14 protein-coding genes and 2 pseudogenes are annotated in these 13,567 nt (G+C 68.8%); 5 read left to right on the forward strand and 11 right to left on the reverse strand.

The genetic code is table 11. The features are described 5' to 3' along the window. The first annotated feature begins 212 nt into the window (after positions 1–212). Positions 213–998, forward strand: a complete 786-nt coding sequence (locus OH809_RS39360) for an IclR family transcriptional regulator (RefSeq protein ID WP_406416321.1) — start codon at positions 213–215, stop codon at positions 996–998. A 118-nt stretch (positions 999–1,116) separates the two neighbouring features. Further along, the gene (locus tag OH809_RS39365) at positions 1,117–1,443 is read left to right on the forward strand and encodes a hypothetical protein (protein ID WP_406416319.1); all 327 of its coding nucleotides are present in this window, start codon (positions 1,117–1,119) and stop codon (positions 1,441–1,443) included. 13 nt (positions 1,444–1,456) lie between these two features. Here the strand turns inward: OH809_RS39365 and OH809_RS39370 are convergent, their stop codons facing one another. From OH809_RS39370 to OH809_RS39385, 4 genes are read right to left on the reverse strand one after another with little or no spacing between them, the layout of a single operon-like run. Then, positions 1,457–2,581, reverse strand: coding sequence for a hypothetical protein (locus tag OH809_RS39370; RefSeq protein WP_406416317.1), 1,125 nt, complete (start codon positions 2,579–2,581; stop codon positions 1,457–1,459). Beyond that, on the reverse strand, positions 2,578–3,159 hold the full coding sequence (locus OH809_RS39375) for an NADPH-dependent FMN reductase (protein ID WP_406416315.1): 582 nt from the start codon (positions 3,157–3,159) through the stop codon (positions 2,578–2,580). The genes OH809_RS39370 and OH809_RS39375 overlap by 4 nt, the downstream gene beginning before the upstream one ends. Before the next feature lie 44 nt (positions 3,160–3,203). Next, positions 3,204–3,575, reverse strand: coding sequence for a hypothetical protein (locus OH809_RS39380; protein WP_406416313.1), 372 nt, complete (start codon positions 3,573–3,575; stop codon positions 3,204–3,206). 1 nt (position 3,576) lies between these two features. Then, positions 3,577–4,140 carry a VOC family protein gene (locus OH809_RS39385; RefSeq protein WP_406416312.1) on the reverse strand — a complete coding sequence of 188 codons (564 nt, stop codon included), beginning with the start codon at positions 4,138–4,140 and terminating at the stop codon, positions 3,577–3,579. A gap of 209 nt (positions 4,141–4,349) precedes the next feature. Here OH809_RS39385 and OH809_RS39390 point away from each other — a divergent pair, with 209 nt between their 5' ends. Continuing rightward, positions 4,350–5,054 (forward strand): TetR/AcrR family transcriptional regulator, encoded by a 705-nt coding sequence (locus tag OH809_RS39390; RefSeq protein ID WP_406416310.1) that lies wholly within the window; start codon positions 4,350–4,352, stop codon positions 5,052–5,054. Positions 5,055–5,654: 600 nt separating this feature from the next. Here the strand turns inward: OH809_RS39390 and OH809_RS39395 are convergent. After that, the gene (locus tag OH809_RS39395) at positions 5,655–5,795 is read right to left on the reverse strand and encodes a hypothetical protein (RefSeq protein WP_406416309.1); all 141 of its coding nucleotides are present in this window, start codon (positions 5,793–5,795) and stop codon (positions 5,655–5,657) included. Between the two features lie 344 nt (positions 5,796–6,139). Here OH809_RS39395 and OH809_RS39400 point away from each other — a divergent pair, with 344 nt between their 5' ends. Further along, positions 6,140–6,925 carry an IclR family transcriptional regulator gene (locus OH809_RS39400; protein ID WP_406416307.1) on the forward strand — a complete coding sequence of 262 codons (786 nt, stop codon included), beginning with the start codon at positions 6,140–6,142 and terminating at the stop codon, positions 6,923–6,925. A gap of 3 nt (positions 6,926–6,928) precedes the next feature. Here the strand turns inward: OH809_RS39400 and OH809_RS39405 are convergent, their stop codons facing one another. The 5 genes and pseudogenes from OH809_RS39405 to OH809_RS39425 form a co-directional block, all read right to left on the reverse strand. Continuing rightward, positions 6,929–8,101, reverse strand: a complete 1,173-nt coding sequence (locus OH809_RS39405) for an acyl-CoA dehydrogenase family protein (protein ID WP_406416306.1) — start codon at positions 8,099–8,101, stop codon at positions 6,929–6,931. Beyond that, entirely contained in the window at positions 8,098–9,213 is a 1,116-nt protein-coding gene (locus tag OH809_RS39410) for an acyl-CoA dehydrogenase family protein (protein ID WP_406416305.1), read from the reverse strand. The genes OH809_RS39405 and OH809_RS39410 overlap by 4 nt, the downstream gene beginning before the upstream one ends. A 9-nt stretch (positions 9,214–9,222) precedes the next feature. Then, positions 9,223–10,230, reverse strand: coding sequence for an LLM class F420-dependent oxidoreductase (locus tag OH809_RS39415; protein ID WP_406416303.1), 1,008 nt, complete (start codon positions 10,228–10,230; stop codon positions 9,223–9,225). Between the two features lie 78 nt (positions 10,231–10,308). After that, on the reverse strand, positions 10,309–10,455 hold the full coding sequence (locus OH809_RS39420; protein ID WP_406516337.1) for a hypothetical protein: 147 nt from the start codon (positions 10,453–10,455) through the stop codon (positions 10,309–10,311). Positions 10,456–10,483: 28 nt separating this feature from the next. Further along, positions 10,484–10,930 (reverse strand): annotated as a pseudogene (locus OH809_RS39425) (aspartate/glutamate racemase family protein); the annotation flags it as partial. Between the two features lie 161 nt (positions 10,931–11,091). On the opposite strand from OH809_RS39425, the gene OH809_RS39430 reads away from it, so the two are divergent. After that, the gene (locus OH809_RS39430; RefSeq protein WP_406416300.1) at positions 11,092–12,627 is read left to right on the forward strand and encodes an acyl-CoA synthetase; all 1,536 of its coding nucleotides are present in this window, start codon (positions 11,092–11,094) and stop codon (positions 12,625–12,627) included. Positions 12,628–12,681: 54 nt separating this feature from the next. Here OH809_RS39430 and OH809_RS39435 read toward each other — a convergent pair. Next, a pseudogene (locus OH809_RS39435) lies at positions 12,682–13,561 on the reverse strand (RNA-guided endonuclease InsQ/TnpB family protein); the annotation flags it as partial. Positions 13,562–13,567 lie beyond the last annotated feature (6 nt).

Consider the following 13,567-nt stretch of genomic DNA (forward strand, 5'->3'; position numbering starts at 1 on the left):
CGGGACCCCTGACCTTGATCGACTTTCTTCGCCGATAGTTGATCCTCAGGTGTCCCGTTGCCTCATTCAATCCCCTTGACCAGTGCCTTCACACCCAAACGCAACGGTGTTGAAGTCAAGGAAATCGCCGGTAGGCCGTGTGCGGTACATCGCACGCAATCGAGAGGAGGAAGGGAAGCGGGCTCGCGAGAGCTCCGCGGCCCTGACGACGTATGGCGGACAAGCAGGAGCGGCCGCGGCAGAACAAAGCGCCGCAGTATCCGATCGAGTCGGTGGACAACGCGCTGCGGCTCCTCCTCTGGTTCGGCGACCATCGGCAGATCCGGCTGACCGACGCAAGCTCGCATCTGGGGGTGGCCTCGTCAACCGCCCACCGGCTGCTCGCGATGTTGCAGTACCGCGGGTTCGTGACGCAGAACCCGTCGACCCGAGCCTACGAGCCCGGCCCCGCGTTGAGCTCGGTGGCCTCGGCGATCATGCGGCAGGTCGACGTACGCGCGCGGGTGCGCCCGGTGCTTGAGGGGTTGAACAAGGAGTTCGGAGAGACCGTGCACCTTGCCCGCCTGGAAGGAAGCAACGTCAACTTCCTCGACGCCGTCGAGGGCACGCGCGCGGTGCGCGTCAGCTCCCGGGCGGGCAAAGTGGTTCCGGCACACGCGACTTCCAGCGGGAAGGCGATGCTCAGTCGGCTGCCGACCGAGCAATTGCGCGAGCTCTACCCGGACGACGAGCTGGACCCTGTCGCGAAGCGGACCATCGCGAAGCGGAGCGAGTTGGAGCAGGCGATTCAGCGGTCGCGGAAGCGGGGCTATGCGACCAGCCAGGAGGAGAGCGAGGAGGGTGTCGCCTCGGTCGCGGTGGCGATCGAGAGTCCCAGCGGTACCCTGCTCTGCCTCAACGTGTCGGTGCCGACCTACCGCATGACCGCGACGCTCCGGAAGGAGATCGCCGAGTCGTTGAAGGCCGCCGCCGAGGAAGTGAGCGTTCAGCTCGTCTGACCGCGATCACGAGCCCCGTGGTTCCTGGGGCAGCCCCAACACACGCTCCGCGATGGCGTTCTTCATGATCTCGTCCGTGCCGCCACCGATGCGCAGTCCGAGGCCGCCCATAGCGAATTTGGTCCAGACGTTAGTGGCCGAGGGGTTCACCTTCCCCACGGCCGCGAAGTTCGACGCGTCAGGCCGCCTGTCCCAGGGCCACCACGTCGCCGTCGACGAGTCCCACGACCGGCGGGTGCTCGACGGCTTCGAGTCGCCGGCGGCCGTCGCGGTGAACGGCGAGGAGCTGTTCGTCGCGCAGCGCCGCGCCGGTGGCGGCCGGGTCATCCGCGTCGACCTGACCGGAGCGTGCCGCGCGAATCGGGCCGCGTCCGCGGCCACCGAGCGGTATCGCGACGTACAGCACGGCTTTCACCGGAGCAGGGCCAGTCCGACTGGGGACTGACCCGGCCCCGAAGCTACGCCCGGTTCTGCGGGAAGTGCTCGTTGATCCACTCAGTGATCACATCGGCAACCCGGATGCGGGCACCCTCGGGCTCCTGGAAGTAGTGGTCGCCGGGGAGGTCGAGCCGCTTCTTGTCGTCACTCGCGATGGCGTCGTATATCGCGTCGGCGTCGCTCGGGTACACGCCGGCGTCCCCGTGCGGGTTGATGACGATCGCGGGAACCGTCACTTTGCCCAGGTGCTCTTCCGCCCGGCACTGGGACTCGGACAGGCTCCACATGTCCAGCCAGTTCCGCAGTGTCGTTTCGCTGCCCAGGCCTCGGCCACAGCGGTTCACCACGGCCGGCACGCCGCGATAGCACCAGTTGTCCGGGCGGTCCGACGGGTCGACCGTCGAGTCGACCATCCGCGGGTCCGCCCATACGCGCTGCACAGTGAAGGGACGGTCCTGGAAGCCCAGCGCCTCGATCCTGGCCAGCTCGGCCTTGGCCCAAGCAGTGATCCGGTGGTTGCGAGCGACCTGCGCCGCCCGGTAGCGCTCCAGGAACTCCGCCGAGTACGGCGGGCCGTTCTCGGGGTTGAACAGGTCCAGCTTCGGGTCGGTCAGCGTCGGGTCGTGCTCGTCGATGACCGAGGCGTCCAGCCAGCCGGTGATGACCTGGGGACGTCCGAGGTGCGCGGCGAGGGATACGTAGGCGTCGCCGGGGATCAGGTCGTCCAGTCCGGTGGCCGGCGCCTTGCCGATCCCCGGGCGCAGGGACGGTTCGACCGCCTGCGCGTGGTAGGCACCTGTGAGCGATCCGCCGCCGGAGTTGCCGAGCAGGATCACGTGCTCGGCCCCGGCCTCTTCCTTGAGCCAGCGCACCCCGACGCCGATGTCCACCACGGCCCGGTCGAGGACGAAGTCCGACTCGTACCCCCGGTAGCGGGTGTTCCAGCCCAGGAACCCGATGCCGCGCTCGGCCATGTACTCCGCGAGGTAGTGCTCGGAGAAATCGATCTGGTAATGCGTGGCGATCATGGCCACGCGCGGCTTGACACCCTCGGGGGTGTAGTAGACACCCTGGCAGGGCATCCCGCCCGCACCGGCCCGACGGGCACCGGGGGATTCGCTGCTGACGAAGGTCTTGCTGATCATCGGAGAGGGACCGCCTCGGTTGAATTCAATTGTGCGTACTTTCGGAGGTTCCGGAAGAGCAGTTCGATGCGCTCGATCGCGAGGGAATCAGTCAACTTCCCGTGCTCGTCGAAGTGTTGGTGCGCGTATCCCAACAGCAACTCGGGACCGGGCATGACCGGGGAGCGGGAGAAGAGGAACATGTTCCGCAGCTCAAACTGGGCGCGCGCCGTGCCGAGGCGACCCGGGCTCGTCCCCATCAGGGCCACCGGCTTGCCTTCCAGCACCGACCCCCCCAGGGGCAGCGAGAGCCAGTCCAGGGCGTTCTTCAGGACGCCGGGCGCACCGCCGTTGTACTCGGGGGTGGCGATCATGAGCGCGTCCGCGGCGGCGACCTCCTCGCGCAACCGCAGGACCGCCGCGGGCTCGCTGCCGACCAGGTCCTCGTTGAACAGCGGGACGTCGTCGAACGCCTTGCTTATTCGGAGTTCCGTATCGATCGGAGCGAGCGCCTCGGCGGCCTCCAGCAGCTTGCGGTTCCAGGAGTTACGCCGAAGGCTGCCGACAATGCCGCAGGCGACCAAGGTGTCGCTGGTCATGCTGGCCCTCCAAGGCGACTACTGCTTCGCTGTACATGAATTGCCTACAACCCCAACGTGGACTTGAGCTGCCCGTGGTCGAAGTACTCCTCGATTCGGTACACCTGACCGGCTTCGACATAGACGCGCAGGATCGCGGGGACGCAGGCATGCTTGCCGTTGCGCGAGGCCTTGATGACGTGCTGGCGCAGGAAGCCGCCCTCGATCGGCGTGTGCCGGATCTCGGCGTACTCGAAGGTGTCGTAGCGGTCCGGGATGCCCGCCAGGGTGGCGACATTCGTCGCCTTGTCCTGCTCCAGGTTGTCGAAGTTGTGCCAGACCTTGACGTCGTCGCGGTAGTAGCGCCGGACGGCGTCGATGTCTCCGTCTGCGACCGCACCGAAGAAGTCGTCGGCGAATGTGACGATGTCGGTCATCTCAGGCTCCTGCAGTGGTCGAGGCGGGGACGCCGTTGCTGTCGACGGGGGCGTGCTGCACGTCGGTGTCCCGCAACTCCCGGGTCCAGGCCGCGAACTCCAGGAGGACGCCGTCGGGGTCGAAGAAGTACATCGAGCGCTGGAAGGTGGTCTCGGTGATCTCCAGGGCCCATCCGCGCTCGCTCTCGTCGTGGTTCAGGATCGGCGCGGTGACCACGCCCTTGGCTTCGAGCTTGGCCTTGTACTCCTCGAACTTGTCTACCGGGATCTTGAACGACACGTGGTTCATCGAGCCGTGCGCCGTGCGGATGTCACCCTTGCCGGGAAGCGCGGTCGGCGAGGCGATCCCCGGGGTATGCTCCGGGGCCCCGGCGAACCAGAAGAACGCGATGAACTGGCCGCCTCCCATGTCGAAGAAGAAGTGTTGGCCGCCGTTCGGGAGGTCGAGCGTCATGCCGAGTTTCATACCGAGGACGTTCGTGTAGAAGTCGACCGTGCGCTGCATGTCCTTGCAGACAAGCGCGAGATGACACACACCGCCGAGCTCGAACTCAGTGTTGGTCATGGGCTTCCAGCCTCCCTGTGCCGATACCGGTGGTGTGACGCTAACCGTGGCCGATCGGCGGGTCAAGAGTGAACGATCGCTAAGTGGATCCCAGAGATTATTTCTGGTTTCCAGAAAAATTGACCCAGTTCGGCACCGCGCTTGACGCGCGCGATCGACCTGCCATACGCTCAATTGAGCGACTGATCAGTAGGGATGTGGAGAGTCGATTGACCGCGACACCTGACCGGGATGCCGATCACTCTGAGGGATGGCGTACGTATGCCCCGCTGGACCTGCACCCGGTCCTCCTCCACGCGATGGCCGCGTTCAACAAGCACGGCTACCACGGCACCACCGTGCGTGACATTGCGCGCCGCGTCGGCGTCACGGTGCCGGCGCTGTACTACCACTACGAGAACAAGCAGGCGCTGCTCGTCACCCTCCTCGAAACCTCGATGCGCGACGTGCTGGGCCGCTGCCAGGCAGCCGTGGCGGAGGCCGGGGACGACCCGGTCGACCGCTTTTCCGCCATCGTCGAGTGCATCGTGCTCTACATGGCCAACCGCCGAGGGCTCGCGTTCCTAGACTCCGAGATCCGCAGCCTGGAACCGGAGAACCGGGCCCGCTACGTCGAGCTCCGCGATAGCCTCCAGCACATGCTCCTCGACGCCGTCGAGGCCGGCATCGAGCAGGGTAGCTTTACGACCCCGATCCCCGCCGATGCGAGCCGCGCGATCCTCGCGATGTGCCAGGGCGTCGCCAACTGGTACCACGCGGACGGGGCGCTCACCCCGTCCGACGTCGCGGAGCGCCATGTACTGCTCGGCCTGGGCACGGTTGGCTACCTCGCCCCGCGCGAACCCGCGAAGCCCGCCGGTTTGCGGCAGGTCCGGGAGAACGCCGGTGTCGGCGCCCGGGATTCGGTCGGCTGACGTCGAAGCCGATCGCGCCCCGGCGTGTCCGCGACCCGGAATGGGTCGACCCGGCGCAGCGCTCGAAGTCGCTTACCACGATGGTCGATTCGACCAAGGGCCAGGGTCCGCTCACGATGCCGCTGCACATGTACCCGTTCGCGTACGACTCGCTGTGGCTGCTGCACTAGGCCGCGGACCAGGCGCCGGATACGAAGTCGGTCACGTCGGCGCTTGAGCAGCTGAAGCCGCCCGCCGAGGTCCCGTGGGTCAGATTCCAGAACTTCGGCTACTCGAACGCGAGCCATTTCGTGAGCCCCAGCGCCACCGACTACGCGTTCATCGCCCCGGGCACCGTCGTGGACGGGATGATCAAGCCCGCGAGCTGAGGCCATCATCCCACGGCGGACGGCCGAGCCCGGCCCAGGCGCAGGCCCGACTGGTACGCCGCATTCCGGGTGGCCGCTCCTCGGGCTGATCCTGGTGCTGTTGCTGCCTGTTGCTGCCTGTTGCTGCCTGTTGCTGCCTGTTGCTGCCTGTTGCTGCGCTACGTCGGCCTGGAGCCTTTCTGGCAGCGTCAGTTGGTGCTGGTCGCGGTCTTCTCGCTCGTGGTCAGCGGACTCAACCTCTATGGGCTACGCGGGCGAGCCCGCGCGCCGTGGAGGCGACCTCGGCCCCGACGAACCCGGCGCCGATCACCACGAGGGAGCCGCCGGCGGCCAGGTCGCGGCGCAGCCCGGCCGCGTCGGCCAGCGTGCGCACGACGTGCTCTTCTGCGCACAGAGTGTCCCGGCAAGCCCGGGGATGTGGGTTCCATGCGGGACGGGCCGTGTGCGCGGCCGCGAAGGAATGGTGAACCCGCAGGCCACGCGCCGGTCGCGGCGTCTGCCGGGGGCGGGGCGGGGGGCGATAAACTCGGCTTACGACAACGGGGTCGATCACACGGGTAAATGGACGGTTGCCGGTTTGGCCGCAAGGTCCGGACCATTGCGTGCGATCCCCCGTTCCCCGAGATCGCGTAGGCGTCACGGCGTGTTCGGGACATCGCACGTACTCGACGAGAGGAGGAGGGGTGCGGGCTCGCGAGCACCGCACCCCGACCACCAATGACGGACAAGCAGGACGGGCCGCGGCAGAACAAAGTCCCGCAGTACCCCATCGAATCCGTGGACAACGCGCTGCGGCTCATCCTCTGGTTCGGCGACCACCGGCAGATCCGGCTGACCGACGCGAGCACGCACCTGGGTGTGGCGTCGTCCACCGCCCACCGGCTGCTGGCGATGCTCCAGTACCGCGGGTTCGTGATGCAGAACCCGATGACCCGCGCGTACGAGCCCGGCCCCGCGCTCAGCTCGGTGGCCTCCGCGATCATGCGGCATGTCGACGTACGTGCGCGGGTGCGTCCGGTCCTGGAACGGTTGAACAAGGAGTTCGGGGAGACGGTCCACCTTGCGCAGCTCGAAGGCAACAGCGTCAAGTTCCTCGACGCCGTCGAGAGCACACACGCGGTGCGTGTCGCCTCCCGGGCGGGCGAGGTCATGCCGGCACACGCGACCTCCAGCGGCAAGGCCATGCTGAGCCGGCTGCCGGTCGAGAACCTGCGCGAGCTCTTCCTGGACGAGCGGCTGGAGCCGGTCACCACGAAGACCATCGCGACGAGGACCGAGTTGGAGCAGGCGCTCCAGCGGTCACGACGCCGGGGCTATGCGACCAGCCAGGAGGAGAGCGAGGAGGGTGTCGCCTCGGTTGCGGTCGCGGTCGAGAGTCCCAGCGGTACCCTGCTCTGCCTCAACGTGTCGGTGCCGAACTACCGTATGACGGCCGCGCTCCGCAAGGAGATCGCCCAGTCGTTGCAGGCCGCGGCCGAGGAGCTGCGCACCCAACTCGTGTGACGATCACGAGATCGCGCCCTCCCGCGGCAGCCCCAGCACACGCTCCGCGATGATGTTCTTCAGGATCTCGTCCGTGCCGCCCCCGATCCGCAGTCCGAGACTGCCCAGCGCGAACTCGGTCCAGACGTTGTCGAGCAGCGCCTCCTCACCCAGCGCGAGCAAGGCCGTGTCGGCGGCCGCCGCCTGGCCGCGCGTGGTGAGCAGCTTGGTGACGGAGCCCTCGGGGCCGGGTTCGCGCCCCTCCGCCGCGGCCGTCAGCAGGCGGACCTGGAGGACGTTCAGGATGGTCTGGTACGTGAAGGTCCGCGCCGTTCCGCGACCGACCGCCGGGTCGGCCTGCGCCCCGACCTGCTCCACCAACGCCTTCAGCGGGGCTGCCGGAACGTCCGACGGCTCCAGGGCGTAGCGCTCGTTCATGAGCGTGGTCATCGCGACCTGCCATCCCTGGCCGACGGCGCCGAGTGGGGCCGACTCCGGCAGCACCACGTCGTCGAGGAAGACCTCGTTGAACGTGCTGGCCCCCGTCGCCTGGCGCAGCGGTTCCACCGTGATCCCGGGCGTCCGCATGTCGACGACGAACGCGGTGAGCCCGCGGTGCCGGGGCTCCTCGCCCGTGCGGGCCAGCAGGTAGCCGAAGTCCGCGAACTGGGCGTACGACGTCCACACCTTGTGCCCGTTGACCACCCATCCCTCGCCGTGCCTGCGGGCGCAGGTCTGGAGGCCGGCCAGGTCCGAGCCGGCACCGGGCTCGGAGAACAGCTGGCACCACAGGCGCCGCCCGGCCAGGAGCGGCCCCAGCAGGCCGGTGTGCTGCGCGGCGGTTCCCCACCGCGCGAGCGTGGGCGCCACCATTCCCATCGTCACCGACAGCGCGTCCTTGGGGATCCGGTAGCGGCCTTCCTCCTGAGCGAACATGAGCGACTGGGCGAGGGTCCCGCCGCCCCCGCCGACCTCGCGCGGCAGGGCGATCCCCGCCCATCCGGCGGCGTGCTTGGCGGCCTGCCACTCCAGGGCGCGGCGCGTGAGTTCCGCCGATTCCTCGGGGCTGTGGCGCGCGAACACCGTGAGCCGCTCGGGCCCGGGGTCCTCGAACCGCGGCGCGTGCTCGGCCAGCCACGCGGAGGCCCGCTGCCGGAAGGACGTCTCCTCGGGGCTGTTCTCGAAGTCCATCGTCATGCCTTTCCGTGAGCGACGGCCGCGGACCCCAGGCCGAGGCGGGCCGCCACCTCGTCCAGCTGCTGGTCGGGATGGCCGAGGAGGGTGTGCTGACTGCGGGCCCGGCGCAGGTGGAGGTGCGCCGAGTGCTCCCAGGTGAAGCCGAGGCCGCCGTGGACGAGCACGTTGGTCTCGGCGGCCTGGAGGTACGCGTCGGAGCACCAGGCCTTGGCCATCGCGGCCACCGTGCGGAGTTCGGCCTCGTCGTCGCGGTCCGCGAGCCAGGCGGCGTGGTAGACCAGCGAGCGTGCGCCCTCGATCGCCACGAGCACGTCGGCGAGCCGGTGCTTGACGGCCTGGAACGACCCGATGGGGCGGCCGAACTGACGGCGGTCCTTGGCATACGCGACGGCGGTGTCGAGACAGGCCTGGGCCCCGCCGAGCTGCGACGCCGCCAGCGAGATGCGGGCCCGGACGAGCGCCCGCCGGATGGTGTCCTCGTCGCCGACCTCGCCCAGCAGCGTCGCCGGCGCGTCCTCCAGCCGCAGCCGCGCTACGGGTGCGGTCAGGTCGAAGCTCGCCTCGGGCACCAGCGACCACCCCGCGGCGTCGGGGGACACCAGGAACAGCCGCGGGCCGTGCGCGGACGCGGCGGTCACCACGAACAGGCCCGGAACCGCGTGGACGGGCGGGGTGACCCCCGTCAGGGCGTACTCCGAACGCCGCTCCTGCGCACGGACCTCGACCCCGGCCCCGTCGGCCGCCGCGAGCGTCGCGAGGAGCCGACCGGCCGAGACGTCGGGAAGATACCTACGGGCGTCCTCCTTGCCCAGAAGCGCGGTGAGCGGGGGGACGGCGAAACCGGAACTGGCCAGGAACGGGCCGGGGCGCGGGTGACGCCCCATCTCCTCGAGGACGACCGCCAGTTCGACCGTCCCGGTGCCGAAGCCGCCGAACTCCTCGGGGACGGTGAGTGCCGTGAGCCCCAGCTGCTCGCTCAGCACCGTCCAGGCGGAGGTGCCGGGTTCGAGGGGCAGCGCGCTGCCGTCAGCTGCCTTGTCGGTGAGCCGGTCCAGGAACCGGCGCACGCTGTCGCGCAGATCGAGCTGCTCGGTGGTGAAGCCAAATCGCATAGGGATCGCCTATCGGAGGAGGTCCGCCAGGAGGCGGACGGCCTCCGGGTCACGGGTCATGCAGGACATGGAGGTGATCGGCGAGCTGGTCCAGCGCTCCAGCAGCTCACCGATCCTGCCGGGTGGGCCGCACAGGGCCACCTCGTCGACGAGTTCGTCCGGCACGGCGGCGGCGGCCTCGTCCTTGCGCCCGCTCAGGAAGAGCTCCTGGATCTTCTCCGTCGCGTGGCCGTAGCCGTACCGCGTGGCCATGACCTGGTAGAAGTTGCGCCCCTTGGCGCCCATGCCGCCCATGTACAGGGCGATCGTGTGCTTGACCCGCATCCGGCACTCGCGGACGTCGGGCCCCACGACCACCTCCACGATGGGGGAGACGTCGAAGTCCGGCCCGACCGGTCCGAGTGTCGGCGCGAAGACCTCCTCGAAACGCGTCGGGGAGAAGAACACCGGCAGCCAGCCGTCCGCGATCTCGCCCGCCAGTTTGACGTTCTGCGGGCCGAGCGCGGCGAGGTAGATGGGCAGATCCGGGCGGCGCGGGTGGAGGATCAGCTTGAGCGGCTTGCCCAGGCCGGTCCCGTCGGCACCACGGTACGGGATGTCGTAGTACTCGCCGTGGTGTTCCACGGGCTTCTCGCGCCGCAGCGCCTGCCGGACCACGTCGACGTACTCGCGGGTGCGCCGCATCGGCTTTCCGTACGGAATGCCGTGCCAGCCCTCGACGACCTGAGGCCCGGACATGCCCAGGCCGAGCCGGAACCGCCCGTCGCTCAACGCGTCCATGGTCGCCGCGGTCATGGCGGTGAGCGCGGGGCTCCGCCCGGCCATCTGGAGCACCGCCGTGCCGAGACCGATGTGCTTCGTGCGGGCCGCGAGCCACGCCAGGGGCGTGACACCGTCGGAGCCGTACGCCTCGCCCACCCAGACGCAGTCGAAGCCGACGTCCTCGGCCAGCTGGACCAGTGCCAGGTCGTCGCGGCGTTCTGATCCCCAGTAGCCGAGGTTCAGACTCAATTTCATGTCAGGTCCTCCGGAGGAGTTCATGGCCGGACGTGGCCGGCCGTGTCGATTCCGGGATGCGCGCCGCGGCCGGCGTGCTCACCCCGAATGCCGTTCGCGCAGCTGGGCCAGCAGCGCCGCGGGCGGACGGCGGTAGTCCCAGCGCCTTCCGGCGTGCAGGCCGGTGCGCTGCCGGAGGCGGGCCAGCACCACGGCGTGGTTCAGCACGACCGCGACACCGTCCATGACGTTCGTCCCGTCGATCTTTCGTCACGCTGACCAGGGCCGAGCGTCGGGCCACGGAGCATGCCGTAAGCAGTGAACTTTCGGCCATCGAGACGACCGGGATGTCGACGATCGAGCGTGCCTCGCGCAGGAACGGTTCGGCGAACGAGGCGAGGGCGACCGCGTGGCAGCCGGACTCCTCGGCCTCCAGCACGAGGTCGAGGACCTGCCGCAGCAGGGTGTGGAATCCGAAGGGGTAACTGAGCGCCTGCGAGGGCGCGGCCTCGCCGTATGTTCCCGGCCGCACGCCGTGCAAGTCCACCATGGCGTCGGCATCGACGACCTGCGCGATGTGCCGCTCCAACGCCTTTGTGTAGGCCGCCTGGTTGGTCAGTTCCGTCATCGACTGATGCCAGATCCGAAGGGTCACGCCACCTCCAAGAATGCTGGGTGTGTGAGACCGGCCGATCGCGGAGTAGCCGGTCAGCGGCATCATAGCTCTCTAGTTTCCAGAAAAAAGTTCTGCTGACTTCTTGTTTTGGCTCGACGGGGTCGGGCAGACTGCGCAAACCGCAGGGCGGTGTTCGGGGCGGGGTGACCCCCGGGACGTGCAGGAAGACCCATTCAGGCGAGGGGGCCAGCATGTACATCGGCGTGATGGCTGAAAAGTATCCGGAGCGAGCGGCGTTCATCGTCGGGGAGTTCGGGCCGACGGTGACGTACGCGGAGCTGAACGCGCGGTCCAACCAGATCGCCCACGCGCTGGCCGGACTCGGCATCGGTCCCGGGGACGGCGTCGCGGTCGTCCTGCCCAACATCGCCGAGTTCGGCGAGATCTGGTGGGCCGCGATGCGCTCCGGCCTGTACTTCACGCCGGTCAACTGGCATCTCACCGCCAGCGAGATCCGGTTCGTCGTCGAGGACTGCGGCGCGAAGGCGCTGTTCTTCCACGACGACTTCGCCGAGACCGCCATGGAGGCGACCGAAGGGCTCGACCTGCACCGGATCCGCGTCGGCGGCCGCCCGGGCGTCGCGGCGGACGTGATCGGCCTCGACGAGTTCACCGCCGGCCGGCCGGAAACCCGGATCGTCCACGAGTACGCGGGTGCCCCGATGTTCTACTCGTCGGGAACCACCGGAAAGCCGAAGGGGATCCGCCCGAGGCTGACAGCGGCCGCCCCCGACGCGGGACCGTCGCTCATGCGCTCGGTCATGGACCAGCACGGCCTCACGGAGAACACGCGCTACCTGTCCTCCGGGCCGCTGTACCACTCCTCGCCGACGCTGTGGTCGTTCGGGCAGCAGACCATCGGCGGCACGGCCGTGATCATGCCGCGCTTCGACGCCGAGTCGGCCCTGCGGCTCATCGAGAAGCACGCGATCACCCACAGTCAGTGGGTACCGACGATGTTCACCCGCCTGCTCAGCCTCCCCGAGGACGTCCGGACCCGTTACGACCTCACGAGCCACCGAGTTGCGTACCACGCGGCCGCGCCCTGCGCCGTGGACGTCAAGCGGCGGATGATCGAGTGGTGGGGCGAGATTCTCGTCGAGTTCTACGCCGCCACCGAGGGCGGCTCGACGGTCATCACGTCCGGGGAATGGCTCAAGCGCCCCGGTTCGGTCGGCAGGGCCTGGGCGGGCGGCAAGGTGTATGTCCTCGACCCCGGCACGCACGAGGAGGTCTCCGCCGGGACGCCGGGGCTCGTCTACTTCCAGGCGATGGCCAACCACCGGTTCGAGTACCACAACGATCCGGAGAAGACGGCCGAGGTCTACCGCGGCGACAAGGTCACCGCCGGCGACATCGGCTACCTCGACGACGAGGGCTACCTGTTCCTCACCGACCGGTCGAGCGACATGATTATTTCCGGCGGCGTGAACATCTACCCGCGCGAGATCGAGGACGTCCTCCTCGGTCACCCGGCCGTCGCCGACGTCGCCGTCTTTGGCATCCCCAACAAGGAGTTCGGCGAAGAGGTGCTGGCCGTGGTCCAGCCAGCCGAACCGGGGGCGGGAAGCCGTGAACTGGGCGAGCAACTGATCGCCTACTGCCGCGAACATCTGGCGGGCTTCAAGGCCCCCCGCCGGGTCGAGTTCGCCGGCAGCCTCCCCCGGGACCCCAACGGAAAGCTCTACAAGCGCCGCCTGCGCGACGAGTACTGGCAGGGCCGCTCCGGGACGTTGATCTGAATGCGAGACGTGACTCCACCCACGGGTCAACGTGCTGGCTTCCTGCGTCGATGGCTAGGCCGGCGCGCAGAGGGCCAGCCCATCCCTGTGATGGACGTTCAGCGCGCCTACGTGGTCGGCGTTCGCGAGGAACCCGCACGCGGTGCACTCGAGCTGTGCCTGTGTGGTGCGGTTTTCCTTCGTGACGTGCCCGCAGTCGGGGCACGTTCGGGAGGTGTTGCGGGCGTCCACTGCGATCATTCGGCGACCGGCGCTCTCAGCCTGGTTCGCCAGGATCATCACGAACTGCCCCCAACCCGCATCGAGGATACCGCGGTTCAGCCCGGCCTTTGCAGCAGCCTGGTTCGGCAGAAAAGTGCCGGGCCGCTCGGGGCCGGGCCTGGGCGCGGGTGTCTTGGTCATGCCCGCGATGTTCAGCCGCTCATGTCCGATCACGTCGTTGTCGCGGATCAGGTCGAGGGCGGTCTTGTGGTGGTGGTCGGTGCGCCGGCGTCGGATCTTGGCGTGGATCCTCGCCACGGCGCGGGCGGCGGCCCGGTGCTTCTTCGAGCGGTGGCGGGTGCGCTGAGGAAAGGTGGCCAGGTGCCGTTGTGCCTCGGCCAGGGCCTGGGCACAGGCTTGGAGGAAGCGTGGATGGGCGACGTGCACACCCTCGCTGGTGATCAGGAAGTGCGTCACGCCCATGTCAATACCGACGATCGCCCCGGTGGCCGGGAGCGGCTGGGCGGGTACGCTGTCGCAGGCGAGGATCACGTACCAGTGCGCGCCTTCGCGCTTGACGCTGACGGTCTTGACCCGGCCGCGTACGGGCCGGTGTTGGTGCACGCGGACATGTCCGACGCCTTGGAGGCGTACGCGGGTCACTGGATCGTGCGGGGTGGCATCCCAGCGGCAGCCGTCCCCGTCCTTGGGGGAACACCACCGTGTCGAAGTGATCGCC

It is taken from the genome of Streptomyces sp. NBC_00873, from assembly GCF_045207415.1.
Taxonomy (GTDB): Bacteria; Actinomycetota; Actinomycetes; order Streptomycetales; family Streptomycetaceae; genus Streptomyces.